This window comes from Halorussus marinus, assembly GCF_004765795.1.
GTDB lineage: Archaea > Halobacteriota > Halobacteria > Halobacteriales > Haladaptataceae > Halorussus > Halorussus marinus.
In genome coordinates, this window is sequence record NZ_SBIV01000007.1 from 1 (window position 1) to 25337 (window position 25337).

Genomic DNA, 25337 nt, shown 5'->3' on the forward strand with positions numbered 1-25337 from the left:
GCTTCGCCGTGCGAGCGCGGTCATGGTTTCGTGAGTTCCGCGAGATCGCGCTGATGTGTGTCGTCTATAACATCAAACGCTTCGTCAAACAGTGAATCTCTCCGCCTTACAGCGATTCAACACAGCCCCTCAACGAGAATCCGATGGATAATAGTCCGGACAGTCTCCGAGCCATATCTGTCGACGACAGTCGCCATCACTTCGTCTAGGTGGGCGTCTTGGTGGTCCACTCGTGGGTTCTCCGCCCGCTCGAAGACGAGGTCGGCGACGTCATCAACCAATGGATGCTCGGGGTTCCCGGTGCGCTCACGAACGTCAAAGAGGGGCTCAGAGTCGGTCATCATACTTACTCAGCCACGTCCTCGTTCGTGTCTTCCGCCGTTGGCTCCAGCCGTCGCTGTCGACGAACCTCCGCGAGCGTGTCCTCCAGCGTTCCGAGGCCCTCGATGGCTGCGAGTTCATCGGTAATCTCTTCTAGAAGGCGGGCTCGCTCGATTGCGTCTGCAGCGCCGGCGGTCGTCTCGATTGCCTCAACGCGGAGCCGGCGCTCCTCTTGCCACCCACAGTCCCAGCACATTCGGACGACGTCGAGACGCTCGTCTTCAGCAGCATCGAGAACCGCGTCGGACAGTGACGTCGACGGCAGTCGGTCCGGCCCGACCTCGAGCGTGACCGGGCCACCGCACGCAGGACAGTCCATATCCGACAGGATGCGCGCCGCGGTCATCAACATCAGGGGCCCCTGAGACGAACTCACAGACAGGGCTCTCGAGGAGGCAAAACCCGATACCTCAGGCTGGTCGTTGGGACGACGAACGCTCCGGTGACTCAGTAGACGATACTGTGCTCTCAAACTGATACATTTCGGAAAGCAGGACTCCAGAGATGGCCCCTCGGCCGGAGAGAGCCGGCGGCCTTCGCACATTGCATATCGCTTCTTTCTTTGGACGAATTCCACGATATGCAGGGCGGAATAACGGCCTCAAATCGAAGAAGAACCTCGTCGGGCCGATTTGAGGGGGTAGAAAATACCTCGACGAGCTACTGCCTCACCACTATTTCGCTAAAATTGCTCGACCACGGGGTAAACGGGGCAAATTCGGGGAGTACCGATGAGAGCCACGAACGACTCTGTGTCAAGAATGCCTCGCTGGATGGCCGCGCTCTTCCGGACCACATCGAAAGAACCACTGATTCCCGCGAATTCGGGACTTTGAATCCACTCAAAATTGCCCGACGGGGTTTCAGTACAAGAGAGACAGCACTACAATCCACCCTGTCGAAATACTGAGAGGATACTCGTTCACAGTCCGTACTCGACAGTGGACACGTTCGGAATGTTAACCAACAATTTGAACCAAAACAGAGCCTGTTGGTTAATAATCTACCCCTCCACTGTTTCCGGAGCTTTGTCTGGGCGTAATGTGCGGTGAAGTAGCACCTTTGAACTGCCTGATTCAGTGAGATCACCGATAATCCTTAGGGGCGTCGCGTGCTATCGAAGCACATGTTCGATCTCTTCGGCGATGACGGCCATGACGACCGTGTGGAGGCCCAAGCAGATCTGTTCAACACGCTCGGTTATTCAGATGTGCGGGCGGATCACACATCGGACTACCCTGACCCCGAGCAACGAAACGGACGAGTACCCGATGTAACAGCTGATAGCCCATTTGGCCGTGATCCCGTAGTCGAGATAGATAGCGGTACGACGACCTCCAAACGCGATCAGCGCCAACTGGATGATCTTGAGTCTGGGATTGGTCCAGATGAGCGCTTGGTCCAAATCGACGATGATGACCAGCTGTTCGGTGGTTGGTAGGCCGTTCTAAATATCATAGAGCAGTACATCGGCGGGATTCTTAGAAGTCATCGACCAGGATAGCGGCTTAGCCCCACCAAGTGGACATTGCAAGACGTATTTCAAGACTACAGCGCAATTAGATGAGGGTAACCGAGGGACGACGAATGGAGCACGCTCCACAAACAGCTCGAATAAGAGCTGATGATGTCCTCGATGGTAGGTTACCACCGGCGCCCAAGCTTGTACTCTTTGGACTGAAGAGAGTCCATACTCAATCCTGATTGGGAGAGCTCTGTCTACTAGCGGAGGGTGTTCTGATTGTAGAATTCGGTTTTAGCCCCATATTCGCATAATAATCCCGAAATTGGAGGATAGAGCAGAACTAGAAAACGGCCGAGGGATAAAGTGAATTGATTATCCGAGAACGGCAGTTACAATATCTTGATACAATACGCTCAACTCAAAGAGAGCTAAATTCAGAGATCACAGGTGAAATGGGTTACTCGAACCTATTTCGGGCATCTGGAATATGCTTATCGTGTATAAGACAATAGTAACACAGAGTACAGGGTGGAAAACCATTAAGTTCAGACAGCACTTTCGTTGGGGTAGGCGGTCGAGAATACGACGTTGCCTGGAAAGAGCCCGCTCACAGCGCCGTGGACGCCTACTTCTCGAACAGTACCCGGACTCACGGCGAGGAACTGCCACCCGTAGTGATCGAGAACCCACCACACTACACAATGAACACCAGCGATTCCGACGACACTGACCGACTCGAACAGTACATCCGCGACGAGAAGGGCCATCTCGACAGTTGGGAGAGTATGATCACGCTCGCGAATTGGCTCTACACGCACGAGTATTTCGAAACCAACGATCGCGTGGTCCCCACGAGCGATCTCAAAGAGATCCTTGGCGACCGGCTCGAATACGGTGTGGACACACTCCTCGACCATCTCGAAGATATCAACGTCGTCGACGAAGTCTCACAAGGAGGCGGTCGGTTCATTCTGCATGAACGGAGTGGGCGGGCTTTTTTCGACCCAAACAACAGAGAGATGCTGCCACTCCTCGACGAAGAGATCTCGCGGTTCCTCGAGGACCTACACGAGCAAGAAAGCCAAGCGCTGGAGTCCGAAGACGCCGGTGACGACGAAACTCAGTCGGTCGCTGACGGCGGAGAACCCGAAGACGCCGATCCGAACGAGACCGACAAGGCGGAGGCTGGCAACCAGGAGGACCCCGACGATGGGCCGACAACGCTTCGCGCAGTCGCCGCAGCTGCACTAGACGTCAAGGAACCGGTCGAGGACGCGCTCACGAACCCCACGGACCATATCGAGCGGATCGTCCGATTCGACGACGTGGTTACGGAAGTCATCGAGAGCGACGTCGTGAACCGCGGACGTGCGTACGAGCCGATGGGCTGGCGCAACGCTGCCAACAAATGGGTGCTGAAGACGACGGCGAAAGCACGCAAAGAGAACGAATCCTTGTCGTGATCTGTCAGCACTAGTTATCGGCGTCGACCAGTTAGTTCAATTCATTCCGTACAGCTGAGTAGAGGAAGTCCTCGACGTCCCGGTATGTCGGGTCGTCTGCGACCTCGGCCTCGATCCGATCCCAGAGTTCCTCGGGTACTTCGAGCCGCCGGCCGCCTGTCCGCGCCTCCCGCAGCGCCTCAAGGTCGATGTCGTAGGCCTCCTCGTCGTAATGGGCGTTGAACGCGGCGTCGGCCGCCTCGAGGTTGGTGTGGTTGTCGGGTATGTCCGGCGCCGACTCGGACTCGTCAATTACCGCCCGGAGTTCGTACTCCTTGTACGCCTCTCGGATGTCGTCTACGAAGTCCCAGTACTCCTCGACGGACGCCGTCTGCCTGTTGGGTGCATCGTAGCCGAGCGCCTCCATCCCGATCACAGCCCGCTTGTTGAGGATGGCATACGTGTCCGGGGCGAGAACATGGAGTAGCTCGGTTGCGGTCGCCCAGCCGAAGCCGTCGAGTTCCAGCACGTCTTCGAGGGCATCCGTATCCTCGAGCGCCCGCTCGACGGTGGCAACGACCTCATCGGGACTCTGGTCGTCCAAGACGATGTTGTCGACGTAGTGGTCGATGCTTCCCCGTGTCTCGGTCGCCCAGAAGCCGTTGTGGGAGACCAGTTCCACGAACGTGTCGCGGGACGGGGTTTCGAGGAAGTTCTCGGCCAGTTCACGTTTCTCTCCGATGTCGTCGTTCCGATCTGGGTAGTAGCTCATTTGCTTCATCTCGTTCTGTTTCGAACTTCGTTCCTTCTCGATAGCGACCAATCTTCATTCTCTGTTCGTAGTTCTATTGGGATAAGTATTTTCCCAAGTCGTGCAATCAGTAGCGCGTATTCGAAAAATTTCCGGGAAATAGAGCATCTGAGCGGGAAACTCGCCGTCCCTATAGTCGATTTTCCGGTTCTGTTAATGGGATCAGGCTTCCGGAATGCGATTGATTCAGGGGATTCACAATCGCGTTACTGGCCGCTAATTTTCCCGATAGCACCAGGGTCGTCCAGATGTTTTCCGGAAACAACCCAATCACGTTTTTAGTACTAGCCAGAAAACCAGTCTACCAAGCAACGATGATCCGCGATGCTCGCGTTCTCCGCGCCGGGTTCGTCCCTCGGGAAGTTGAGCATCGCGACGCCGAAGTCAACCACCTCTCCAGCGTCCTCGAGCCCATCACGAACGGAGAACCAGCCGACACAGCCATCGTCACCGGACCCAGCGGCGCCGGCAAGACCTGCATCTCGCAATTCGTCACCGAACGACTCCGGGAAGAGGTCCTGGACGTTGAGGCCACCTACGTCAACTGCTGGCGTAATTACACCCGATTTCGGACGCTCTACCAGATCCTCGACGACCTCGGCGCGACCATCGACATCCACCGGCAGTCGACGCCGCATGACGAACTCGTTGACCGCCTCCAGCAGCATGACGGCCCGCGAACCGTCGTCATCCTCGACGAGGTCGACCAGCTCGAAGACCCCAGCGTCATCTACGACCTCCACAGCCTCCCGCAGTTCGCGATCATCTGCATCGCGAACAAGGAAGAGGAGCTGTTCAGCCGCGTCGACGACCGCCTCGTGAGCCGCCTGCGCTCCAGCGAACACGTCCGGATGGCCAAGTACCACGACGAGCAGCTGTACGACATCCTGAGTGCGCGGGCGAAGTGGGGGCTCGACGAGAACGTCATCACCGACGACCAGCTCTACCGGATCGCCGACGCGGCCGCCGGCGACGCCCGCCTCGCAATCGGCATCCTCCGCACGGCCGCCGGCAAGGCCGACCGCGAAAACCACGAACGCATCACCGACGACATTCTCCTGGACGCCGCCGAGGATGCTCGGGCCCAGATTAAGCAGAAGAGCATCGATTCACTCACGCCACACCAGCGGGTTGTCTACGACATTGTCTGCGACTATGGCCCACTCGGACCAAGCAAAATCTATGATCGCTATACTGACGAGGTTGATGATCCACGAACTAAGCGAACCATTCGGACGTATCTGTCCAAAATGACGCAATACAACCTCCTCAGAGCGGACGGGTCAAGCCGGGATCGAGAATACACAGCCATCGATCAACCATCTCCCATACTCGCTGAGTAGGGGGAAACGGAACTGGCCCTTCCGGTAACTATTAAGTGGCTTTGTGACTACATTGAATATAGTGTCGGACGACGAGTATCACCGCCGAACGGCCATCACACGACTGGCTGTATCCCCATCTGACGAAAAACTTCTCCGAGATACCATCAAGCAGTGGAAACAGGGGTGCCAGATTGCCGTAGATAAGGCGTGGGAGCGGTGCCACTCGAAGTCCGACATCCAGCAACTTGCCTACGACGACGTGCGAGAGGCCACTAGTCTCAGCAGCCAACACGCCATTCTCGCGTGTCATCAAGCAGCTGAGAACATCAAATCCTGTATCTCCCGTCGTCAAAACGGGAAGAAAGCGAGCAAGCCCACATATACGAGTCCGACCATCACTTACGACAGTCGGACAATGACCCTCTTCCCCGAGAAAGAAGAGGTGACGCTCACCACGCACGGCGACCACTCGCGAACCCGAGTCAGCCTCGTCCTACCAGACGAGGAAACCGGCTACCAGTACCAGTATTTCGACAGCGACGAGTGGGAATCCACGGAATCCACGCTCCACTACCGTGACGGCGGATGGTATCTACACATTGGCTTCCGGAAACTGACGCAAGACGCTGAGGAAGAGACGACCGAGAACGGAACGGTTCTCGGCGTTGACCTTGGCGTGAACGAGATAGCTGTGACCAGCACTGCTCGGTTCTTTTCTGCTGGTGAATTAAGTCATAAGCGCCGGGAGTTTAAACGAGTGCGTGGGAATCTCGAAGATCGTGGTACGCGGAACGCTCACCGTGCTCTACAAGCGGTGAGTGGCCGGGAAAACGAGTACGTGAAACACATCCTCCACAGGGTGGCAAACGGAATCGTCGAGGAAGCGCTGCGCTACGACTGTGATGGAATCGTTTTTGAGGAGTTAGATGGAATTCGGGAGCGACTTCCTAAAGCGGATTGGCACTCTGAATGGGCATTTCACCGTCTCTACGAGTACGTCGAGTACAAGGCAGAGGCAGAAGGAGTGTTCGTAGATACAACGAATCCAAAGAACACCAGCATACGGTGCGCTGAGTGTGGCTCGATACACAGAAAGAACCGCTCTACTCGAGAAAGATTCGAGTGTCAGAACTGTGGGAACCGGAACCACGCGGATTACAATGCCGCTAAGAACGTCGCAGACGTGTATCTCCGACGTGAGCAACAGTCCTCACGTCGGAGGGGCGTCAGTCAATACGCCCTGAAGTCCGGGACTGTGACGCCGAACCGGGGATACACCCCGTACCCCGACGGGTTCGAGGCTGAGTCCGCGGACAAGCCCCACTCTCCACGAGCGAACCCACCAGGGTGAGCGAAGCAGGTTGGGGTTGTTGACGCAGAAGAGTCTCGATTTACTCACTCCGTACCAGCGCGTCGTCTACGACATCGTTCGCGAGCACGGCCCGGTCGGGCCGAGCGAGATTCACGAGCGCTATACCGAGGAGGTCGATGATCCACGGACGAAGCGGACTGTTCGGGCGTATTTGTCTAAGATGACTCAATACAACCTCGTCGAAGCAGACGGATCCAGCCGAGATCGCGAATACACAGCCATCGACCAGCCATCTGCTACGCTCCCTGAGTAGTTGGGTAGGACAACACACCTTCACCAAGACAGCCTATGATCCGTTGTAATCTCGGAGCGAGGGAAAACCGGCCTAAGTCTAGAGAAATCCACTCCAGCATCACGTTTCTAATCCAGGAAGATTCAGGAGACAATTTTCAACTTGGTTGTTGAGATTGTCTACTCGTAGACGACTTCTAGAATCGTATATAATGTGAACATCAAGAACAGAATCGATATTGTTGAGATATTTTCATCGAAGTATGCAGTTAGACTGCCGTGCATGATTGCGTTTCGATGATCCCAGAAATCCTCCAGATTGGCTTCAATCTTGTCAGCATCAACTCCGTAGTATCCGTGGTCAATCTCTTCGTATGCTTCCTTCAGTGCCTGACGTTTCTGAGATGAAGTGTAGTAGCCATTACCGTCAGGCGTTTTGCCTTGATCTGAACAGAGGATATCCATCAAACCATCCTGAACACTAATGAAAATGAAACAGGGAAGCATGAACTCCTCATTCAGATAGGCCTCTAGTCCTCTATCGATCCGACCGGTATAGTCATCTAACTCTGCTTCATCCGACTCTTCCAAATCCTTCAGTAACGAGGCCACAGATTCAACACCAACCTGCTGTGCCCGAGTATCAATCTCGACATCGTCAATTTCGTAGTTTTCTGGGTTATCGAAGTTCTGAATGCCGTTCTCTAATGCTTGTTGAACTTCCAGATAGTGTTCCCGAATTGACGCTATTATATCTCCAAAATCAATATCAGCCAATACCCCTTGAAGAGTCCTTTCCAAACGCTGCATGCCCTTGTTGACCGGCTCCCAATCAACCCGATCAATTGTCTCAGCCAATTTTTCTGCTGGTACCCCACCAGTGAATTCTCTGGGAGGGTCTTTCAATTCGACACTACTGAGATCGTGTTCCTGATACAATGCTCCGACAAACTCGCGGACATAATCTTTTGCAGCTTCGACAGACCAATCACCTTCTCCAGCTACTTCTTCTATACTATTTTCCCGGACGAAGAACCGAATACCGGCCATATAACCACGGGTTGAAGCAACATCTAAAGGATATGAATAAATCAACTGAAAAAGTTTCAAAGCTTCTCTCGCCCGGTCTTCATCTAAACCGAGATCTTCCTCGACTTGGGACACATCCTCCGTTTCCTGATACAGATGGCCCGCCTCGCGAATCGTTTCACACCACCGAAATTCGACCAGACGTTGTTGTTCCTCTCTCTTCTGTCTAAGCGTTTCTAGCAACTCATGAACATCCGACATTATCTTGATTAGTTACTTCTCTGCCGTATAATGATTTTCCTACCGTTAGCAGCTATACCATTTCGGGAGCACGCTTCATCACCAAGAGAGCCAGTGTCCACGCCGGGAGAAACAGATGATCCGAACGTATCTCTCGAAGATGGAGCAGTGAACCGCCCCAGAGTCAAGCTCCGAGACTTCCTGCTTCCACGACGCGCTTTGCAGACACCGAATCGGTGTCCGTAGGGAGCGCAGTCTCCACAGGCGTGTCTTCGGGCCATCCCAGCCCTAACTCAGCAAAGCCGCGTTTAAGCACATTCATCGCTGCGTTCGCGTCCCTGTCGACCTCGAACCCGCACGACGGACAGGAGTGTTCCCGAACCCAGATAGATTTTGCCGTCTCCACACCACACTTCGCACATTCTTTCGTTGTCCCAGCAGCTTCCACCTGCACGACGTGCGTGCCATACAGCTCGGCTTTGTACTCGAGGAGGGAGATGAACTGTCGCCACGCAGCATCCTGGGTGTTTCGCGCGAGGTGCGAATCCTCCAACATCCCCTTCACGTCCAAATCCTCGACGAAGACGGCGTCGTACTCACGGACGAGCCAAGTCGTAATCTTATGCTGGAAGTCCTCGACCTTCCGCTTGATGTGGCGCTTGACTTTCGCTACCTCACGACGCTGCTTCTCGTAGTTGGACGACCCCCTCTGCTTGCGAGACAGCTTACGTTGCTCGCGTCGGAGGCGCTCGTATTCGCCTTCGAGATCGAGCCAATCCACGGTCTTGCCATCAGATGTTTGGATGTAGTTGAGGATGCCGAGGTCGATACCCACGCTGTTGCTTGCGTTCAACGAATCCACGTCGGGCTTCTCGGGGAGATCAGCCTCGTCGGTTTCGAGGGCGAAGGTGACGAACCACTCACCAGTCGTCTCCTTCTTGATCGTGACCTCCTTGATGTCCGCTTCATCGGGAAGGGGACGATGGTAGCGGATCGGAATATCTCCGATTTTAGAGAGCCAGAGCGTCGCACGTCGGCCACTCGTGTTTTTGAGTTTGAAGCCGTGCTGCGAGTACGTGATACTCTGGAACTCTCGTGGTGATTTCCACTTGAGATTCCCGACCTTGTTCCCGTTCTCTTTTTGTTGAGAGAGGTTCGAGAGGTTGTCGTAGAACAGGGTGACGGTTCGCTGAAGGGCTTTCGCGTTCACCTCTGTGAACACGGGGAACTCGTCCTTCCAGTCCGGGAGACGACTGTGGTGTTTGTATGCAGACCCGGTACTGTCAGCATCGAGGTGCGTGTACTCGTATCGGGTGTAGTTGTACGCTTGGCGATGAATGTCGATGTGATGTTCCAGCTCAGCCGCTACCTCTTGTGTCGGGTACGCGGGGTAGCGGTGAGTGTACTCCATCGCTGTCTTCTCATTAGAACGTGTCCGGCAAATGGTTTGTGGGACGGACCGTTGAGTTCATTCCCGGAATTCAAGCTCTCGGGAAAGTCGCCTGAACAGTCAGTACAACCTCCTCGAGGCGGAAGGGACGAGTCGGGACCGAGAGTACTCGCTCGTCGATTCAGCGGCGGCGTCGCCGATGCAGTGACCGTGACCCCGTCAGCTATCAGGAACTGAACTCGCCGAGGCCCGATTGCTCGTGGTCCAGCGGCTCGATGATCTGGGGATCGTCGTTGCCGGGGTTGTTAACTCGCGTCGAGATCTCGTAAGCGTCTAGATCGTCCTTCGGATACGGCTGACACAGTTCCTTGCGGGTGTCCGGATCTGCGGCGAGCCAGTCAGATTCCGCGTCCTGTGGAAGGACGACCGGCATCCGGTCGTGGATTGAGTTCATAGTGATTGTGAGGCGGATACCCTGATCCTTGAGGGCAGGGAGGAAGCCGACACCCGATGACACAAACTAAACACGGTGCCAAGGCCGACTCCCTCGGCATCTATAAATACCTTCAAGTATCTCTAAGCGTACTAATGAAGTATGGAGGTCGTCCGCAACATCCAGCTCAAGCTCGACGTTCCCGAGGACGCTCACAGTGTCCTCGACGAGACGTTCGAGCAATTCCGTCAAGCGGCCCAACACGTCGCTGACGCTGGATGGAGTGACGACCCCACACAGATCAAGGACACGAAGAACACGCTCCACGAACAGACCTACACTACTGTTCGGGAGCAGACTGGTCTGCAAGCCAGCCTCGTCCAATCCGCCCGCAACCTCGCCGCCGACGCCCTCGGCAACTGCAAAGACCGTATCCTTGACGACGGCAAGAAAGCCAGCAAGCCCGAGTTCCGAGGAAGCGTGGTCGTGTACAACGGACGCACCATCACGTACAACGACGACCACGTTACCCTCGCCACCGTGGACGACCGCGTGACCGCCGAGTTTGTCACACCCGAAGATGAGGAAGGGACGCCGTTTGCGGAGTATTGGACGGACGACTGGGAACGCAAGGAAGCCACGCTCCACAAACGTGACGGCACGTACTACCTCCACGTCGCAGTCGAGAAAGAAGTCGAACCCGCTGATTCTGGTGACCAGCAACCCGAGAACGGAGTGGTTCTCGGCGTCGATTTGAACGTGGACGGATACCTCGCCGTCACCAGCACGGGAGCGTTCCTCGGTAATGCAGACTACCTCAACCACAAACGCGACGAGTATGAACGTCGGCGCGGCAACCTCCAACAGACAGGCACTCGCTCCGCGCACCTCACCATCAAGAGCATCGGCTCACGGTTTTCTCGGTGGAGTGCGGACTACCTCCACCGCGTCTCGAAAGCGATTGTGCAGGAGGCCGTGGAGAATGACTGCACGGCGATTGCGTTCGAGAATTTGAACCACATACGGAAGCGTATCTCGAACGCCAGCAAGTTCCAGCAGTGGGCGTTCCGCGAACTCGAACGCCACGTCGAATACAAAGCCGAAGAGTACGGCATCGACGTAGACGATGTTGCCCCTGCCTACACGTCACAGCGGTGTAGTCACGACGAGTGCGGATTTACCCACGAGGACAACCGTGATGGTGATGAGTTCGAGTGTCTGAAGTGTGGAAAGAAACTCCACGCCGATTATAACGCCGCTCGGAATATCGGGTGGCGGCTTGTCCAGCACTGGCTCAAGTCTGGTGCTGGACGGGCCACCAGTCAACTGGCCCTCAAGTCAGGGACGCTGAACGCGAATGGCACTTTCACGCCTTCCGCCCTGCGCGGATAGAGCGGGAGCCCACTGACAAGCCTCGGGGCTTGACCCCGAGGCAGTTGACCAGGTCGTTCGGCTCCGTTGTGATAATCGTGACGCACGAGATCCTCTCGTCGTCGCCCTCCCAGACGTCCCAGAGCCCGGCCATCGCGAATGCGGGGTCGTCTTCGCGGTAGATCCGGTAGGGCTGTTTCGACCCGCCATTCGATGATTGCCACTCGTAGAATCCCGACGAGAGGACCAGGCAGGGGCGGGATTCCCACGCCCGCTCGAAGACGCGTTTCTCGCCGGCAGTCTCGGAACGAGCGCTGATGATGCCCTCCTCGTGCTCATCCGCCCAGAACGGAATCAGCCCCCAGTGGTAGGCGTCGATCTCGTCGGAGCCCTCGTTCGTGATGATGTAGAGGTCCTCACCTGGCGCGATGTTGTATCGGGGTGTATACCCGCCGTCTGCGACGACCTCGGCGTCGAAACGGGCCTCGAGGTCGGCCTGATCGATGAAGAGCGAGTTTCGACCACACATACATCCTGATCCAACTGGGAGAGTCTTCAACGTATTTGAAAATGTGAAGGGCTGGTTCTGAGGCCCCTTCGTTTGATGGTAGATTTGGGATGATTGGCAAGTACAGAGGTTCTATACAACAGAGGAGGCTTCTATGGAAAACAGATAAACGGCACTTCTCTACTGACAACCTACAAAACTATTTCACCATTACATCCGATTGGTGGAAGCATGAAACGGGTGTTCTTCGACAAGATCGATTCTGTGGGTACATTCCCAGATAACAGAATCAAGATGGATATCATCTTCCAGGATAGTAACGGGAATGAGTATGTCTGGACGCCGAAGTGGGAGGAGGTGATGAGTATATACGCTGAGTCAGAGAGAGTAGAGGAAATGAATCTGGCAGGCGGAGAGTGGTTGGAGGAGTTGAAGGAAAAGAAGCAGTTCAGTGACGAGGTGCTGGATGAACTGGCAGAGGTTATCGCTGACGGACGTAGTACGGATGAGATAGCTGATTTCTTCGAGATAGTTGGATTTGACGCGGATGAAATGGGGTACAATTTAAGCCATGATGATCCGTTGCGGAGTAAGGCTGAGGGCCATAGTAATCGCGTTTATATTGCTAAAGAGAAGTTGCAAGAGCTGAACAGCGAGGATTACCGATATGTTGTGCAGATTGTTCAGAAGGCCGCGGATCCTAAGCAGTATATCGGCGAGCAGGAGAAGCATCAAGAAGTGGTAGAGAAGTTGAATACGGCTTTAGAGTTTGAAAATCTCCGTGTTACGGAGGATGGGCGGGTTCTTCCGATAGAAAAGGACGGTTGAATCCTTCCCCTTCGTGTGTGTAAGACTCGCAAGCTTACGTACCGGCTATTGGTATGTGGCCAAGAGGATTTTTACAGAGCCGAAAAGCCTCTGAATCGTGCGATTAGAGCTCGGTCGGTGGCAGAAGATCACAGAGAACAGGTGCTTGGTCAAGAAGTGCGTCGAAGAGCCGTTCAGTCGGTCGATATAGCGCGTGGTGTTCATCAACAGAGTATGGGGTTTTCTCATCATCTGTGTGTGAGAGAAATCCGCACTCGAGAAGCGGAGCAAGGGTAGTATCCAGCGCAGTTCCGGAACGGCCAGATTCAACTTCGAGAGTGTGTCGAGAGAACTCAGAAAGGAACCGTGTACAGCAACTCAGGACGTGAGCACGTCGATCAGCGAATAATTCGTTGAGCGCAGTACGATGGGTGCGTGTCCAATACTCGTCGAGTTTGACGTATGTGCGAACAATAGGGGATAGCTCGTTCAAAGAACCAGTAGCATGGACGATTCCAAGGTCGTTGAGCGCATGTTGGTCTTTGGTGTCCAGAGACTCGCCGAGAGGATGGAGAACAGTTTGAAGCGCATCGTGGTACCGTGAAGTGAGGAATTCACCGGCAACAACGTGGGCGTTCGCGATATTTCGAGTTGGATGCATTGACTCGTGGTGATCGGGGTTTCGGTGGTCGACGTGGGTTTGTGGGTAGCTCATAGAGCACCTCTTCCAACGTGGCGTCGAGCATTAACATACCGAGCAGTCAGGCCCGAGACTATAGCTGTGAAGGATTAACCAACAAACCGCCGTCGATACGCACCAGTGTTGGTTAACACGGAGAACGCTGGATTCAGGAACTATTCTCGGAAACGGGATCCAAACAGAGATTACTCGGGACTGTACCGGGATTGGAGGGGATCAAGTCGAGTTCCCTGAAACGCGGAAGCGACACGCCGCGGCTTATCGGGAACGTAGACAACTAGTCGAGTATGGGAGAACACTCAACATCGAACCGATTGGCGGTGGACCAGCCGACACGGGGCGCTGACCGCAATCGGTCCCTCGCTGACCAGGCCGATCCGGCTACGGACGAGATGTTGTTGCCGCAGCTCGACGACGGCATCACGCTGCTCGACGTCGAGGGGGACCGCGGCGTCCCGATCCTGCAGTCGCTCGTGCTCGACCATCTCCTCCTGCACGACGGGCCCGCCTTCTGGGTCGACGCAAATGGACACGCGACGACGACGACACTCTCCCAGATCGCGCCCAGTCAACGGTTGCTCAACCGAATCCACGTGGCACGCGGTTTTACCGCCTACCAGCACTACGGCGCCGTCTGTGATCTCCCGACGGCAGTGAACAAGTCGATCCAGATGTCCACCACCGACGCCGGGGCAGCCGGTCGAGGGGGACCGAGTCGTGACGAGGACACGTCGCCCCACACACCCGCCCTCATCGTCGCGCCGGCCGTCGACGCCCAGTACCGCGCCGACGATACCCTCGGCGAGACCCACGCGAAAACCCTCCAGGCCCGAACTCTCGCCCGGTTGGCGACCTACGCCGATGGGTACGACATCCCGGTGCTCGTTACGCGAAACGAACGAAACGAATTCACCGAATCAATCGCGACGGTCGCCGACCACCACCTGGAGTGTGAGCAAACCCGGATGGGGCCACGGGTCGTCGGCGAGGACTTCGAGACGCTCGTCTATCCCGTCGACGACGGCGCGTACTACCAGACGACGTTCGCGTACTGGCGGCAGCTGCTCGCGGCACGCGCCACGCAGGTCGGTACAGAACCGACGACGCCGGCGCCATCGACGCCGACTCCGGAGGGTGTCGGAACGGGCGTCACCGCTGACGGTGAGACGGTGGCGGCCACCGCGGATCCCCTGCTCGATGCGTGGACGGCAACCGGCGGAGGGCGATAGCGATGGGACGCACGAACCCGACGTACCGAGATGCGTTGCGGGCCATCGAAGAGCGCTGGGCGGAGTTCCGCCGGGCACTGCGGCGTCGCGACCAGCCGCGATTCGACCGGCTGTTCGAGTATGCCCGTGAACACGCCGACGCGAGCGGGCTGTTGAACCATCAAAATCCGCTGCTGCCGGCGCTGCTCAGCATCGATCTCGAACAGGAGGCCAAACTGGATGACCACGAGGAACGGCTCGAAGAGGTTGAGCAACGGCTTTCGGAAACTGTCGGCGAACAGCAGCAATCGTCTACCGAAGGTAACACTGGAGGTGTAGAATGACGGAGTTGACGACGATTGCCTTCGATATCGAAACGACGGGATTTCAGGCCGGTGATGAACTCACAGTAGTTGGGTTCGATTCAGCGGTCTCGTCGCGGGTATTTCTCCATACCGGGACGACACCAGAAGCAGGCCTCGCAGATCGGCTCAGCGATGCCCTCCAGACACCGGTACAGCTCTCACTCCATGACAACGAACAGGAACTCCTGAACGAACTAGCGACGTTCGTCACGTCGACACTCACCCAACGAGATGCAAAGCTCGTCGCATACAACGGTGAGCGGTGGAACGGAGGATTCGACCTCCCGTTCCTTCGCACACGGCTCTGTACGCACGGGCTCGAGTGGCCGTTTGGCACGTTGCCATACGTCGACGTGATGGATGTCTTCGAGACACGCTTCAATACGAGTGAAGACACACTGAGTGGCGTCTACGAGGAACTGATCGGCGCCGGATTGAACGACCTGGATCCATTCACCGACAGTAGCGAGGCAGTCACCGCATGGGAGGAGGGAGCCTACGAGCCACTCATCATCCACAATGTCGCGGATATCCGACGGACTCGAGCGTTGATGGAGCTTGCAGAACGGTATTGTTCAAAGTCAGATTTCTCTATGAAGTCGCTGGAACCTATCGCCTGAAGAACTCGCTTCTCAGTGGGGGTTCGTAAAGGAAAGCACCCGGATGGTTCCTACGGTGGGTTACGACCTGCGTTGAGTGGTTCATACGAGTCCGTGTGGTAGGCGACCCGCCAGAGTTTAAGGACCGCGCGGGTGACCAATTCTTCAGGAGATTGTGAAATACAGGACGCTTCGACCTCGTCTGGATCAGAACTCGCGTTCGGCGGTGGATGATAGTGTTCTAATCCGGGGACGTGGATATAGTCTCCTGCGTGTGGGTGCTTCCCCCAGCGCAGATTCACCCCTTCCGTGTCCGTGTAATGGAACTTGTAATCATCTCGTGTCGTCCACTGGATATCGATCCGGGCGTTCTCGGCCTCACACAGTCCATCGTCAAGCATGACTTCGAGGACTGATGGATGGAGGTAGTCGTCGAGTTCAGGTGTTGCGAGCGGTTCCATCTCCTCGACGACATCACGAATCGTCAGTAGCACCGGCCGATCCGCAGCTCCCCGGAGAGTATGGGTTTCTGCTTGGTCAAGCGAATCCCGCATTGCTCAGGCAGGGACGCTGTCGTCAGTCGAGCGACGGTCACTATCGACGAACTGCTCGGCGTTGCCGATCGAGAGGGCAGCGTTCGCGAACGCGAGATCCCGTCGGAGCGTCTTCCACTCACGAATCGTCTCTGGGTCGATCTCGTCCTGTGACCCGGTCTCGCTGAGGGCCTGGTTCGTCTGGTTGACCGCCAATTCTTCGGGGGAATCAACACCGAATTCGGACCGATATTCGGTGAGCTGCTCGCGCATCTCCTGAATTCGGGTGACGAGTTCATCGGTCGAGACGTGCTCAAGGATGTCGGCAGCCTGTTCGACGACGAGTGATTCAGGTGAGCGCCGATAGAGCGTGCCACCCTGTTCGCCGGGTGTCGTCTCGACAAACCCCTCGTCTGCGAGTGTGTTCAGGTGCTTTCGAGCGGTCTTTGGAGCCGTCCGTGCATCGTCAGCTACGGCATCAGCTGAGACGGGGCTGTACGTATGCGCAACGACGTGTCGAATGCGCTCATAGGGTGTTGTTTCTGCTTCCCATTCCTCACCAACCGCTTCGTTGACGTCTGTAAACTCATCTGGTGGGTTTCGGTCGTTCATATAGAAACACACGGATCAGAAGAACATAGTTCTTTGGTGAAATACTATATTCCACTCATGGAGAGTGCACCGGCTGGATCCAACCAGGTGAGTTCTGGAAAGCGAACGACGGAGGCGTGAGCGAGTAGGATGGGGCAGTATACTATCGACTTCTGGACGATGGTCGCGTCCTGAGGTGGGAGGCAACCGCCGACGGCGGCGTCGCGACCAGCCACGCTTTGACCGACTGTTCGAGTACGCCCGCGCGCATACCGACGCGAGCGGGCTGTTGAACCACCAGAACCCGCTGCTACCGGCACTGCTCAGCATCGATCTCGAACAGGAGGCTCGCCTCGACGACCACGAGGAACTTGAGACCACAATCAAAAGCGAGGGAGGAAGTACCGAGAGACAGCCTGGTCACGACCCCAATGACCGGGAGGTTTGATTACGGGAGTATACAAATAGGACGAATATGGCAAACAAAGAGCAAGAAGAAAATCCCTTAGCGGATCTGTATGTCGATGCCAGTGAGGAGGATCGGGAACGAATACGGGACGCAATCTCCGGCTTGATTGGAATTGACACCGAAACCGCAAAGCCAGTCCTGCGCGAGAAGTTCAGTTCCTTAACATCGAAGAAACAGTTTACAGCGCTTCTACTGTATCGTCGGGCCTTACTAAGCCTCGATGAGCTTGAAGAAGATGAGACAGTTGGTCAAGACTCAACCTATTTTGCGGACCTGATTGGTGTTGACGACAGTACCATCCGACACGCAGCGACCGATCTGGATTTTGTCGTTAATGACGACGAACAAGGAGGATATCTCGTTCCACCTCATAAAACCCACCAGGCTACGAAATGGCTTAATTCAGGCGAGGAAGATTGATGAGTTACGCGACACCCAGGAAGGACGCCTCCGTAGAAAATCTACTCTCTCTGTGTGAAATCCTTCGAGAGGGCCCCCTCCCTCGCGAGGAGATATATGAGGAAGCAGACATTGGACGAAGTTTAGTCAGCGATACAATAGAATACGGAACGCGACTGGGATTCCTATCAGACTCGGAAGGGGAGATTAAAGCCACTGAACGAGGGATTGGTGCAAGCTACTACAATGAGGGGGACAGCGATCTTGAAGAACACATCATAGAGGGGCTAAGCGAGTATGATCTCTATAGGAGTGTACTCGAAACTCTGGCTCCAGAAGCACAAGACAGCGGGGTAATTACAAAGAAAGACGTCCTTCGGACCTTCCGGACCGAGATGGGACTGAGTGGGAGTGAAAGCACGTTAGGAGATGCTGCAATAACGTTCCTGCAAACACTCGATGCTGGTGGGTGTGGAGACTATATCGTCGGTCGTCGCGGGAAAGAATCTCGGGTAGAAGTTACGGAAGAATTCGAAAATATTGTAGAGAGGATAACAAACGTAGATACTGGAACAGGACAGGGCGACCGAAACGCTTCTCCTGAATCTAGTGCTAATCTCAAAGCTGGACCAGACACTTCCGAGGGGGATATCCCATCCCAACGAGGTCCGGGGCAGGACGAGATAGGACAACAAAAGCCACTGAATCAAACTCAATCAGACTCGTTCACTGTCAGCCTGGAATTGAGCGGTGATGAAGAACCCGAGAATGTTGAGCAACTTATTCTCGCAATACGTCGCGGGCTCGAGAAGGATCTCAGCAACGAGTTAACGAACACGGGAGGTGAAGAAGCTGATTCTGCAGACAATCAAGAGTCCGAGGAGGATCCAGACTCTACCGACCAATCACTAGATTCTTTCATGAGTCAGGATACGGCGAATGAGGAAAACGGAGGTGAGTAGCAGGGATAGGTCCAAAAGATGACAGAAATCGTATAGTTTTTACGTTAACAGCCCGTGGCTTCTCCTAAGAGTGGCCTATGTCTAATCAGGCCGATTCCGGGAGTGAAGCTTCAGAAGCGAGCTCCCAAGATGCAATCCAGATCAACGAATCGGGAGACGCTCTTCCCGTCGTCGAAGTTCTTACTGGACGAGGAGTGATTTTAGGGAAATCAGGTAGTGGGAAGAGTAACACGGCAAGTGTCGTGGTAGAGGAATTGCTCGAAGACGGCTATCCAGTACTGATCGTCGATGTCGATGGGGAGTACTTCGGGCTCAAAGAGGAATACGAACTTCTACATCTGGGAGCGGACGAAGAGTGTGACCTACAGGTCGGGGCAGAACATGCAGAAAAGATCGCGGAACTCACCCTTGAGGAAAACATTCCCGTCATTCTCGATGTGTCCGGGTATCTCCATGAAGAAGACCAGAAAGAACTGATCAAAAAAGTTGGACGGCATCTCTTCGCGAAAGAAAAGAAGCTGAAAAAGCCGTTCTTGTTCCTTATTGAAGAGATTCATGAGTATATCCCAGAGTCGGGCCTCGATGATGCTGGGCAGATGCTCATCAAGATCGCGAAACGCGGGCGCAAACACGGTCTCGGCCTCTGTGGCATCTCGCAACGCCCCGCAGATGTCAAGAAAGATTTCATCACGCAGTGCGACTGGCACGTTTGGCATCGCCTGACCTGGGAGAATGACACAAAGGTCGTACGAAGGGTCTTGGGATCGGAATATGCGGAGATGGTCAAAGATCTCGATGATGGGGAAGCGATTCTCCATACAGACTGGAATGACCAAATCAGGCGAGTACAGTTCCGTCGAAAATACACCTTTGACGCAGGGGCGACGCCGGGGCTGGAAGAGATTGAGCGACCGGATTTGAAGTCTGTTAGCAACGATATCCTCTCTGAGCTGGAAACGATATCTGAAAGAAAACAGGCCGAACAGAGTGAAATAGAACGCCTCCGATCTGAGTTGGAAGCACGTGAGAAGCGCATTAGTGAACTTCAAGAAGAATTAGAGAGGTCTCGTGATGTTAGTGACCTCGCAGAGCGGTTTACTGAAGCTCTCGTTGAGGCTGATGGGCAAGGAGCAACGTCGGAGACAATCGAGGACACTGTTGAAGAGATCCGGGAGGAGAAAAACGAGCAGATACGTTCGCTACAGGAAGAGAATCAGGAACTCCGTCAGGAGAACCAAGAGTTGCGTAACCGAGTTCAGGAGCTGGAGCAGACAGCCGATCACGTCGAGAGTGTCGAGGCTCTCAACGAGAATATCGAAGAAGTATCAGAGGCGTATCTTCGATTAGGAGAGGCACTCGGTCTGGACCCGCAAGAGAACGAGATAGAACAGCTCCGGGAGCGCGTAGAGACGCTTCAAAAAGAACTGTCAGCACAATCGAACACTCCAACCGAGCAGCCCAGCGAAACGGCCGATGGGAGTGTTCATACCTATCAGGAATTCCTGAGTGACGAAGCCATCCAAGACAAGATTACGTCTGCGAAGGATGAAGCGACATCACCTCGGTACGTTGAAGGAGTCATCACAGCGATAATGGCGCATAATGAGCCGGTTACCTACGAACAAATCGCCGATGAGCTCAATATTAGTTCGACAGGCCATGTGGCCTCTGCAGTTAATGCTCTTCACAGTCGGGATGTCGTAACGAAATCAAAGAATGGTCGAGTCACGGAAGTCGACCTGAATATTGACGATCTGGGAGAGATTCGCGCCGCTGCTGCACGGCGAGCTGCCTCAGAAGAACTCATGAGCAGTATCTAACTACGGCGTTACAGCTTGTTCATCGGGCTCTGCTGATAGAACTAATTCTCCGTGGGTCTCGTCATCCGCAATCTCAGTGTAGGTGAGCCAAGGGATGAGTCGGTTGGCACGAGTCTGAACGGTGACTTCACTCCAACCTTTAAGATGGGCTTCTGAAACCCGATTCATCACAGTTTCAGCACTGAATTCCTCATCAGGGGCTTCCTCACAGAACGCTCGAACCAACGGGATCTGGAGTAATTCTTCAGCGAGAATCTTTTTTCGGTTGCCAATGCTTGATTGTTGCAACTCCCTTCCTCGGTCAGTTACAACCGGACCAGTACGGGTATAGTCAGCAATCCCAAGGGCATAACAGGTCGATAGGGTCTTTTCGACCGTTTTTGTAGACATCTCCGTACTCGCCTCCAAATCCTCACGGGAGTCTGCCTTCGAGATGCGAGGAAGTAACTCAAAGACTTTCTCCGGAGCAACGCGGGGACAGTTTGCTCCCCGCGGGTTTTCTAAGGGCTCCGTTTCGACCGAAACCTGTTCTGGGCTCGAAGCGAGAACGCCGTCAGATCTAGTACCGAGATCAAGATAGCTAATCCAATGGGCATAGACAGAGCCATATGCTCGAAAAGTATCTTCAGCCGCAGCACCAGATTTAGTCTCGAAGCTGATAAGACGACCAGCTTCTTCAAACGTCACAGAGTCGTCCTGGATCTGATTGAGAAGCTTTGAGACACCCGGAAGTTTCTCAAAGGCCTCGCGTAGAGGGGTTAGATCCTGCAGCTGGACGACCCGTCTTGCGTCCTCGGTCACTGAAAGCTGACCATCTTCTCGGTTGATCAGGCCGAGGATGACACCATCATGGATTTTATTCATCGCCGTCTTGCGCGAATTACCGAGCCCATCAGCGACTTCTTCAGTAGTAGATGCCCCACTAGTGATTTCTCCGAGAACGTCTTCCGTGTGCTTCGGACGTCTAAAGAGTCGTTTTGTGGTCATCATTCACCACCCCCCATCGCATCCTCAATTTCATCAAGAGCCTCCGGCAGGTTCTCAACGAGCAGTTCGTGATGACTTTGCCCCTCTTTCGAAAGATACCCCGCTTCGCGGAGTTTCTGAAGGTAGTTCCGAACAGTACGGTCGCTCTTATCGATGCGGCTGTAGAAGAATGACGACTCCAGTTCTGGATCATCCACTAGGTCGGCCTCAGACGCGAACCGCTGCCCGATGAAATACACCAGAATTTGGAGTTCAGCATCGAGCGACCGAGCTCGACTATCCAGATTGATAGTTCCGTCACTATGCAGGTCGAATAGCTTCTTAACACGGTCGAACTCCGATTCTAAGATCGTCGCATCGTCGACGACCATCTCCTCGTTGATTCGTTCATTCAGATCCATTGTTCGAACCCTCCTCGACGGTTTTCAGGGCGGTTGCGGTCAATTTCCACAGCTGTGCACGGCCGTCAGTACCTGCCCGAAGGACCCAATCACGATCTTCCATCCGACCCAGTACGTCGCTCATATTACCGGCAGGTTGGACTCGACACTCACGATAAGCATCCTCAATATCACCAACCGTGAACTCGTCAATCCCACGTTGGGTTTCGAGGTAGTACGCAATATAGAGGGACCGCTCAGTGTGACTCGAGGGATCGTTCTCCTCAACAAACTCCCTGAGATTCGCTCCAGCGGTTGGCTGGTCTGTCCCATCGAGTCGATTTTCGATCTCCGTGACTCGCTGCTTCAGCTCCTCAACTTGTTCCTCTAGACTTTCAGCGCTGTCACTCATCGGTATCACCTTCGTTAATATAGTCACGGACTTGGTCGATACTATGCGAGGGAATGCGATAGGCGCCGTCGTCGCTCTCAACTAGACCCTCGTTATCCAATTCCCTTACTGTGGGGTACACCGTGTTCTGATTGACTCCGCTTTGTGTGCTAATCTCACCTGGAGTCATCCACTTGGTGTCGACCATGTCCAGTTCCGCACGAGCCTTCTGTGCCAGCAGTACTATCAGCGTCTTTTTCTTTGCCGTCAGCTCCCGGAAGTGGTCTTGTGGGATAAGGTCCCCACTCTGCTTGCCAATTCGAATGTACTCTTCCAGGAGATCATGAAGGATCTCTTCGTGCATCTCTTGCTCATCAACGAGCAAATTTTCGAGAGTTTTCTGGTTCTCGGACATCGACACTTTGCCCTTCATACCTCCACCCATATAGTACTTTGGCAATCTTGGAATCTTCTTCGCAGTGTTCCCTCTTCGGAAATACCCACGTTATATAAACGATTCCGATATGGTTCCCGGCTCTCGATATTGCCAAGTTGCCAAATGGGGTTTCTTGAGCTCATATTATAAAAGAATCGGCTATTCAGGGAATAGCTTGGGGGTTGCATCGTAGAGCGAAGGTCTTGGCAAGTCTGATTACAGGGTTGTTACTCGATTGCTGGTGTGATTGAGTATCCCCATAGATTAACCAACATCTGAGACGGTGAATTCAGAGTGTGTTGGTTAAGTCAATTGCGAATCCCGGAAAGAGGCGAGAATGTACAAAGCGTTCGAATATGTACTTTAGAAGGTGCTTCGCGTCTGTTCCGGAAATTCGGAAGCGACACGCCGCGGCTTATTGTTAAGGCCAATATCTTGACCACATAGTGCCATTCACCATCGATTTCCTGAATGACGGCCGCATCCTGGAGTGGGAGGCAACCGCCGATGGCGCCGTCGCGACCGAGCGCGATGATTACACCCCACGCTTCTACGTCGCCGCTCGCGACTCAACGACCGACCTCGACCTCACGACACTTCAGTCGGTGTACGACCAGCACCCGGATGTCGTCGCGACCGAAACAGCTGCGCGACGGCCCAGGTTTCGGCGGGACGAGGAGACAGTCCTCGCCGTCGACGTCACCCACATTGACCGCGTTACCCCACTCGCCCGGCAAGCGCGTCAGCTGTCGGAGTATCCAGTCGGGGATCTCGCCTGCTTCAACGTCGACTTCTCGCGAGAGTTCCGATACTGTCTGGAGACCGGCGCCGATCCGACGCCGGCGAGCGAACTGTCGACGCTCCGGCTCAGCGTCCCAGTGACCGAAGCGAGCAACGACATCTATGGGGAGCTGTCCGTCGCCGGCGACACCGTCACCGGCTCGCCGACGGATATCCTGACCGCCGTCCAAGGGGCGCTCGACGCACACGATCCGGACGTCCTGGTCTGCTCGACGAGCGAGATCGTCCCGACCCTGTACGAGATGGCGACGGATGCCGGCATCGACGACTTCTCGCTGAGCCGGTGGCCGGACGTCGACTACCAGCAGCTTGCGAGCCGGTCGACGTACTCGAGCTACGGCCGCGTCGGTCACTCCCCGGCGCGGTACAACGTCCCCGGGCGGGCGATCATCGACGAGTCGAACACGTTCTTCTACGGGGAGACGAACCTCGACGGCGTCTTCGACCTCGTGTCGCGCTCGAAAAAGCCCGTCCAGGAACTTGCGTGGGCGTCGATCGGGAACGTGCTCACGACGATCCAGATCTGCGAGGCCCACGACCGCGGTGTCCTCGTCCCGTGGAACTCCTGGCGCCACGAGTTCTACAAGCCGATGGGGACGCTCCACGATGCCGACCGCGGCGGCTTCATCTTCGCGCCCGAGGTCGGCCTCCACGAGAACGTCCACGAACTCGACTTCTCCTCGTTGTACCCGAACATCATCTGTACCCGGAACGTCTCACCGGACGTTATCCGGTGTGACTGCCACAGCGACCGCGACGACGTCCCCGGCCTCGGATACTCGATCTGCGACGACCGGGGCTACCTCGTCGACGTGCTGCAGCCAATCATCGACGCCCGCGACGAGATCAAGGCGGCCATCCGTCGCGAAAAGGAACGAGACGACCCCGACGAGGACCGGCTGACGGAGCTCGAGGGACGGTCGGGTGCGCTGAAGTGGATTCTCGTCGCCTGCTTCGGCTATCAAGGGTTCAGCAACGCGAAATTCGGCCGTATCGAGTGCCACGAGGCAATCAACGCATTCGCTCGCGAGATTCTGCTGACGGCGAAACAGCGGCTGGAAGCTGGCGGCTGGCGCGTCGTCCACGGCATCGTCGACTCCATTTGGGTGACCCCGGATCCCGACGTCGACGACGATGACCGCGAGGACCTCGAGACGCTCGCGACGGAGATCACGGAGCGCGTCGAGATTCGGCTTGAACACGAAGCCCACTACGACTGGGTCGCGTTCGTGCCGCAGCGCGAGAGCGACGCCGGCGCGTTGACGAAGTACTTCGGGAAGGTGGCCGGCGACGATGGCTTCAAGATCAGAGGTATCGAAGCCCGGCAGCGCTCAACCCCACCGTTCATCGAGGACGTCCAGCGGGATTGTCTCGAACGGCTCGACGCGACTCGATCTCCGGATGCCGTACTCGACTGTCTTCAGGAGGCGGTCAAGCGCCTCCACGCTGGGACGGTGCCGGTCGAGGATCTCGTCGAACGGAATCGTGTCTCCAAGCCGCTGGAAGGGTACTCGCAATCCACTCAGAACGTGGCGGCGCTAAAGCGGGCTCGCGACCAGGACCTCGCCATTCACCCGGGACAGGACATCAAGTACGTGGTCGTCGACGACGAGAAGAGTTCGCGAGAGCGGGTCGCGTTGGCGCACGAAGAGATGGAATCGTACGATGCGTCGTACTACGAGACGCAACTCGTCAGAGCTGTCGAGAGTGTACTGTCACCGCTTGGGTGGGACCGCACGGAGATACACCAAGGACTCGCAGGGACACGTGAGCCAGAGCTAACCGATTTCCAGTGACTGGGCAGCGAATGGTTCAATAGAGAACCACGGTCACACTCCCTCCCCCCGTCATCGATGTGTAAAACTATGAGAGGAGGGAGGGGGTGACGGGA

24 protein-coding genes and 5 pseudogenes are annotated in these 25337 nt (G+C 55.4%); 16 read left to right on the forward strand and 13 right to left on the reverse strand.

Annotated features, from left to right (window positions below; genetic code table 11):
* A pseudogene (locus EPY72_RS13765) lies at nucleotides 1-95 on the forward strand (IS5/IS1182 family transposase); the annotation flags it as partial.
* A 33-nt stretch (nucleotides 96-128) separates the two neighbouring features.
* On the opposite strand, the pseudogene EPY72_RS13770 reads toward EPY72_RS13765, so the two are convergent.
* Both EPY72_RS13770 and EPY72_RS13775 read right to left on the reverse strand, forming a co-directional pair.
* A pseudogene (locus EPY72_RS13770) lies at nucleotides 129-341 on the reverse strand (hypothetical protein); the annotation flags it as partial.
* Between the two features lie 5 nt (nucleotides 342-346).
* Nucleotides 347-733, reverse strand: coding sequence for a DUF8105 family protein (locus EPY72_RS13775; RefSeq protein ID WP_135806801.1), 387 nt, complete (start codon nucleotides 731-733; stop codon nucleotides 347-349).
* Nucleotides 734-1507: 774 nt separating this feature from the next.
* On the opposite strand from EPY72_RS13775, the gene EPY72_RS13780 reads away from it, so the two are divergent.
* Both EPY72_RS13780 and EPY72_RS13785 read left to right on the forward strand, forming a co-directional pair.
* Nucleotides 1508-1822, forward strand: coding sequence for a hypothetical protein (locus EPY72_RS13780; protein ID WP_135806802.1), 315 nt, complete (start codon nucleotides 1508-1510; stop codon nucleotides 1820-1822).
* A 641-nt stretch (nucleotides 1823-2463) separates the two neighbouring features.
* Complete coding sequence (locus EPY72_RS13785; RefSeq protein ID WP_135806803.1) at nucleotides 2464-3309, forward strand: hypothetical protein; 846 nt, start codon at nucleotides 2464-2466, stop codon at nucleotides 3307-3309.
* A gap of 31 nt (nucleotides 3310-3340) precedes the next feature.
* On the opposite strand, the gene EPY72_RS13790 is transcribed toward EPY72_RS13785, so the two are convergent.
* A complete protein-coding gene (locus EPY72_RS13790; protein ID WP_135806804.1) occupies nucleotides 3341-4111 on the reverse strand; it encodes a hypothetical protein in 771 nt (256 codons plus the stop codon).
* Between the two features lie 302 nt (nucleotides 4112-4413).
* On the opposite strand from EPY72_RS13790, the gene EPY72_RS13795 reads away from it, so the two are divergent.
* The 3 genes and pseudogenes from EPY72_RS13795 to EPY72_RS13805 form a co-directional block, all read left to right on the forward strand.
* Complete coding sequence (locus tag EPY72_RS13795; protein WP_135806946.1) at nucleotides 4414-5442, forward strand: Cdc6/Cdc18 family protein; 1029 nt, start codon at nucleotides 4414-4416, stop codon at nucleotides 5440-5442.
* A gap of 61 nt (nucleotides 5443-5503) precedes the next feature.
* Nucleotides 5504-6775: an RNA-guided endonuclease InsQ/TnpB family protein gene (locus tag EPY72_RS13800; RefSeq protein WP_135806805.1), complete on the forward strand. Its 1272-nt coding sequence runs from the start codon at nucleotides 5504-5506 to the stop codon at nucleotides 6773-6775.
* 19 nt (nucleotides 6776-6794) lie between these two features.
* Nucleotides 6795-7049 (forward strand): annotated as a pseudogene (locus EPY72_RS13805) (BlaI/MecI/CopY family transcriptional regulator); the annotation flags it as partial.
* A 158-nt stretch (nucleotides 7050-7207) separates the two neighbouring features.
* On the opposite strand, the gene EPY72_RS13810 reads toward EPY72_RS13805, so the two are convergent.
* From EPY72_RS13810 to EPY72_RS13820, 3 genes and pseudogenes are all read right to left on the reverse strand, one after another.
* Entirely contained in the window at nucleotides 7208-8317 is a 1110-nt protein-coding gene (locus tag EPY72_RS13810) for a hypothetical protein (RefSeq protein ID WP_135806806.1), read from the reverse strand.
* A gap of 163 nt (nucleotides 8318-8480) precedes the next feature.
* Nucleotides 8481-9707, reverse strand: a complete 1227-nt coding sequence (locus EPY72_RS13815) for an RNA-guided endonuclease InsQ/TnpB family protein (RefSeq protein WP_135806807.1) — start codon at nucleotides 9705-9707, stop codon at nucleotides 8481-8483.
* A 205-nt stretch (nucleotides 9708-9912) separates the two neighbouring features.
* A pseudogene (locus EPY72_RS13820) lies at nucleotides 9913-10140 on the reverse strand (SOS response-associated peptidase family protein); the annotation flags it as partial.
* 141 nt (nucleotides 10141-10281) lie between these two features.
* On the opposite strand from EPY72_RS13820, the gene EPY72_RS13825 reads away from it, so the two are divergent.
* Complete coding sequence (locus EPY72_RS13825) at nucleotides 10282-11511, forward strand: RNA-guided endonuclease InsQ/TnpB family protein (RefSeq protein ID WP_135806809.1); 1230 nt, start codon at nucleotides 10282-10284, stop codon at nucleotides 11509-11511.
* A gap of 37 nt (nucleotides 11512-11548) precedes the next feature.
* Here EPY72_RS13825 and EPY72_RS13830 read toward each other — a convergent pair.
* Nucleotides 11549-12019: pseudogene (locus tag EPY72_RS13830) on the reverse strand (SOS response-associated peptidase); the annotation flags it as partial.
* A gap of 210 nt (nucleotides 12020-12229) precedes the next feature.
* On the opposite strand from EPY72_RS13830, the gene EPY72_RS13835 reads away from it, so the two are divergent.
* The 4 genes from EPY72_RS13835 (at nucleotide 12230) to EPY72_RS13850 (ending at nucleotide 15698) form a co-directional block, all read left to right on the forward strand.
* Nucleotides 12230-12826, forward strand: coding sequence for a hypothetical protein (locus tag EPY72_RS13835; RefSeq protein WP_135806810.1), 597 nt, complete (start codon nucleotides 12230-12232; stop codon nucleotides 12824-12826).
* 966 nt (nucleotides 12827-13792) lie between these two features.
* Nucleotides 13793-14734 (forward strand): hypothetical protein, encoded by a 942-nt coding sequence (locus EPY72_RS13840; protein WP_368280863.1) that lies wholly within the window; start codon nucleotides 13793-13795, stop codon nucleotides 14732-14734.
* Nucleotides 14735-14736: 2 nt separating this feature from the next.
* Nucleotides 14737-15057: a DUF8156 family protein gene (locus EPY72_RS13845; RefSeq protein WP_135806811.1), complete on the forward strand. Its 321-nt coding sequence runs from the start codon at nucleotides 14737-14739 to the stop codon at nucleotides 15055-15057.
* The gene (locus EPY72_RS13850; protein WP_049987704.1) at nucleotides 15054-15698 is read left to right on the forward strand and encodes a ribonuclease H-like domain-containing protein; all 645 of its coding nucleotides are present in this window, start codon (nucleotides 15054-15056) and stop codon (nucleotides 15696-15698) included. The genes EPY72_RS13845 and EPY72_RS13850 overlap by 4 nt, the downstream gene beginning before the upstream one ends.
* Nucleotides 15699-15748: 50 nt before the next feature.
* On the opposite strand, the gene EPY72_RS13855 is transcribed toward EPY72_RS13850, so the two are convergent.
* Nucleotides 15749-16231: a toxin-antitoxin system TumE family protein gene (locus EPY72_RS13855; RefSeq protein ID WP_135806812.1), complete on the reverse strand. Its 483-nt coding sequence runs from the start codon at nucleotides 16229-16231 to the stop codon at nucleotides 15749-15751.
* 3 nt (nucleotides 16232-16234) lie between these two features.
* Nucleotides 16235-16822 (reverse strand): DUF7342 family protein, encoded by a 588-nt coding sequence (locus EPY72_RS13860; protein WP_135806813.1) that lies wholly within the window; start codon nucleotides 16820-16822, stop codon nucleotides 16235-16237.
* A gap of 175 nt (nucleotides 16823-16997) precedes the next feature.
* Between EPY72_RS13860 and EPY72_RS13865 the strand changes: the two genes are divergently transcribed.
* The 4 genes from EPY72_RS13865 to EPY72_RS13880 all read left to right on the forward strand — a co-directional run bounded on the left by EPY72_RS13865 (nucleotide 16998) and on the right by EPY72_RS13880 (nucleotide 20451).
* Nucleotides 16998-17249 (forward strand): DUF8156 family protein, encoded by a 252-nt coding sequence (locus EPY72_RS13865; protein WP_135806814.1) that lies wholly within the window; start codon nucleotides 16998-17000, stop codon nucleotides 17247-17249.
* 27 nt (nucleotides 17250-17276) lie between these two features.
* Nucleotides 17277-17690 (forward strand): hypothetical protein, encoded by a 414-nt coding sequence (locus EPY72_RS13870; protein WP_135806815.1) that lies wholly within the window; start codon nucleotides 17277-17279, stop codon nucleotides 17688-17690.
* Nucleotides 17690-18631 carry a hypothetical protein gene (locus EPY72_RS13875; protein WP_135806816.1) on the forward strand — a complete coding sequence of 314 codons (942 nt, stop codon included), beginning with the start codon at nucleotides 17690-17692 and terminating at the stop codon, nucleotides 18629-18631. Before EPY72_RS13870 ends, EPY72_RS13875 begins: the two co-directional genes overlap by 1 nt.
* Before the next feature lie 77 nt (nucleotides 18632-18708).
* Nucleotides 18709-20451: an ATP-binding protein gene (locus EPY72_RS13880; RefSeq protein ID WP_135806817.1), complete on the forward strand. Its 1743-nt coding sequence runs from the start codon at nucleotides 18709-18711 to the stop codon at nucleotides 20449-20451.
* Here EPY72_RS13880 and EPY72_RS13885 read toward each other — a convergent pair whose 3' ends face one another.
* Genes EPY72_RS13885 through EPY72_RS13900 form a run of 4 tightly spaced genes read right to left on the reverse strand, consistent with a single transcriptional unit; the run spans nucleotide 20452 to nucleotide 22624 of the window.
* Nucleotides 20452-21441, reverse strand: a complete 990-nt coding sequence (locus tag EPY72_RS13885; protein WP_135806818.1) for an AAA-associated domain-containing protein — start codon at nucleotides 21439-21441, stop codon at nucleotides 20452-20454.
* Nucleotides 21438-21839, reverse strand: coding sequence for a hypothetical protein (locus EPY72_RS13890; RefSeq protein ID WP_135806819.1), 402 nt, complete (start codon nucleotides 21837-21839; stop codon nucleotides 21438-21440). Before EPY72_RS13890 ends, EPY72_RS13885 begins: the two co-directional genes overlap by 4 nt.
* A complete protein-coding gene (locus EPY72_RS13895; protein ID WP_135806820.1) occupies nucleotides 21826-22230 on the reverse strand; it encodes a hypothetical protein in 405 nt (134 codons plus the stop codon). The genes EPY72_RS13890 and EPY72_RS13895 overlap by 14 nt, the downstream gene beginning before the upstream one ends.
* On the reverse strand, nucleotides 22223-22624 hold the full coding sequence (locus EPY72_RS13900) for a TrmB family transcriptional regulator (protein WP_168216047.1): 402 nt from the start codon (nucleotides 22622-22624) through the stop codon (nucleotides 22223-22225). Before EPY72_RS13900 ends, EPY72_RS13895 begins: the two co-directional genes overlap by 8 nt.
* 467 nt (nucleotides 22625-23091) lie before the next feature.
* Here EPY72_RS13900 and EPY72_RS13905 point away from each other — a divergent pair, with 467 nt between their 5' ends.
* Nucleotides 23092-25242 carry a type B DNA-directed DNA polymerase gene (locus EPY72_RS13905; RefSeq protein ID WP_135806822.1) on the forward strand — a complete coding sequence of 717 codons (2151 nt, stop codon included), beginning with the start codon at nucleotides 23092-23094 and terminating at the stop codon, nucleotides 25240-25242.
* Nucleotides 25243-25337 lie beyond the last annotated feature (95 nt).

Bases quoted from the DNA above. Each gene is read 5' to 3' on its own strand.
- EPY72_RS13775 (WP_135806801.1), bottom strand. From the start codon at position 733: ATGTTGATGACCGCGGCGCGCATCCTGTCGGATATGGACTGTCCTGCG.
- EPY72_RS13780 (WP_135806802.1), top strand. From the start codon at position 1,508: ATGTTCGATCTCTTCGGCGATGACGGCCATGACGACCGTGTGGAGGCC.
- EPY72_RS13795 (WP_135806946.1), top strand. From the start codon at position 4,414: ATGATCCGCGATGCTCGCGTTCTCCGCGCCGGGTTCGTCCCTCGGGAA.
- EPY72_RS13810 (WP_135806806.1), bottom strand. From the start codon at position 8,317: ATGTCGGATGTTCATGAGTTGCTAGAAACGCTTAGACAGAAGAGAGAG.
- EPY72_RS13815 (WP_135806807.1), bottom strand. From the start codon at position 9,707: ATGGAGTACACTCACCGCTACCCCGCGTACCCGACACAAGAGGTAGCG.
- EPY72_RS13825 (WP_135806809.1), top strand. From the start codon at position 10,282: ATGGAGGTCGTCCGCAACATCCAGCTCAAGCTCGACGTTCCCGAGGAC.
- EPY72_RS13835 (WP_135806810.1), top strand. From the start codon at position 12,230: ATGAAACGGGTGTTCTTCGACAAGATCGATTCTGTGGGTACATTCCCA.
- EPY72_RS13840 (WP_368280863.1), top strand. From the start codon at position 13,793: ATGGGAGAACACTCAACATCGAACCGATTGGCGGTGGACCAGCCGACA.
- EPY72_RS13845 (WP_135806811.1), top strand. From the start codon at position 14,737: ATGGGACGCACGAACCCGACGTACCGAGATGCGTTGCGGGCCATCGAA.
- EPY72_RS13850 (WP_049987704.1), top strand. From the start codon at position 15,054: ATGACGGAGTTGACGACGATTGCCTTCGATATCGAAACGACGGGATTT.
- EPY72_RS13855 (WP_135806812.1), bottom strand. From the start codon at position 16,231: ATGCGGGATTCGCTTGACCAAGCAGAAACCCATACTCTCCGGGGAGCT.
- EPY72_RS13860 (WP_135806813.1), bottom strand. From the start codon at position 16,822: ATGAACGACCGAAACCCACCAGATGAGTTTACAGACGTCAACGAAGCG.
- EPY72_RS13870 (WP_135806815.1), top strand. From the start codon at position 17,277: ATGGCAAACAAAGAGCAAGAAGAAAATCCCTTAGCGGATCTGTATGTC.
- EPY72_RS13875 (WP_135806816.1), top strand. From the start codon at position 17,690: ATGAGTTACGCGACACCCAGGAAGGACGCCTCCGTAGAAAATCTACTC.
- EPY72_RS13880 (WP_135806817.1), top strand. From the start codon at position 18,709: ATGTCTAATCAGGCCGATTCCGGGAGTGAAGCTTCAGAAGCGAGCTCC.
- EPY72_RS13885 (WP_135806818.1), bottom strand. From the start codon at position 21,441: ATGATGACCACAAAACGACTCTTTAGACGTCCGAAGCACACGGAAGAC.
- EPY72_RS13890 (WP_135806819.1), bottom strand. From the start codon at position 21,839: ATGGATCTGAATGAACGAATCAACGAGGAGATGGTCGTCGACGATGCG.
- EPY72_RS13895 (WP_135806820.1), bottom strand. From the start codon at position 22,230: ATGAGTGACAGCGCTGAAAGTCTAGAGGAACAAGTTGAGGAGCTGAAG.
- EPY72_RS13900 (WP_168216047.1), bottom strand. From the start codon at position 22,624: ATGTCCGAGAACCAGAAAACTCTCGAAAATTTGCTCGTTGATGAGCAA.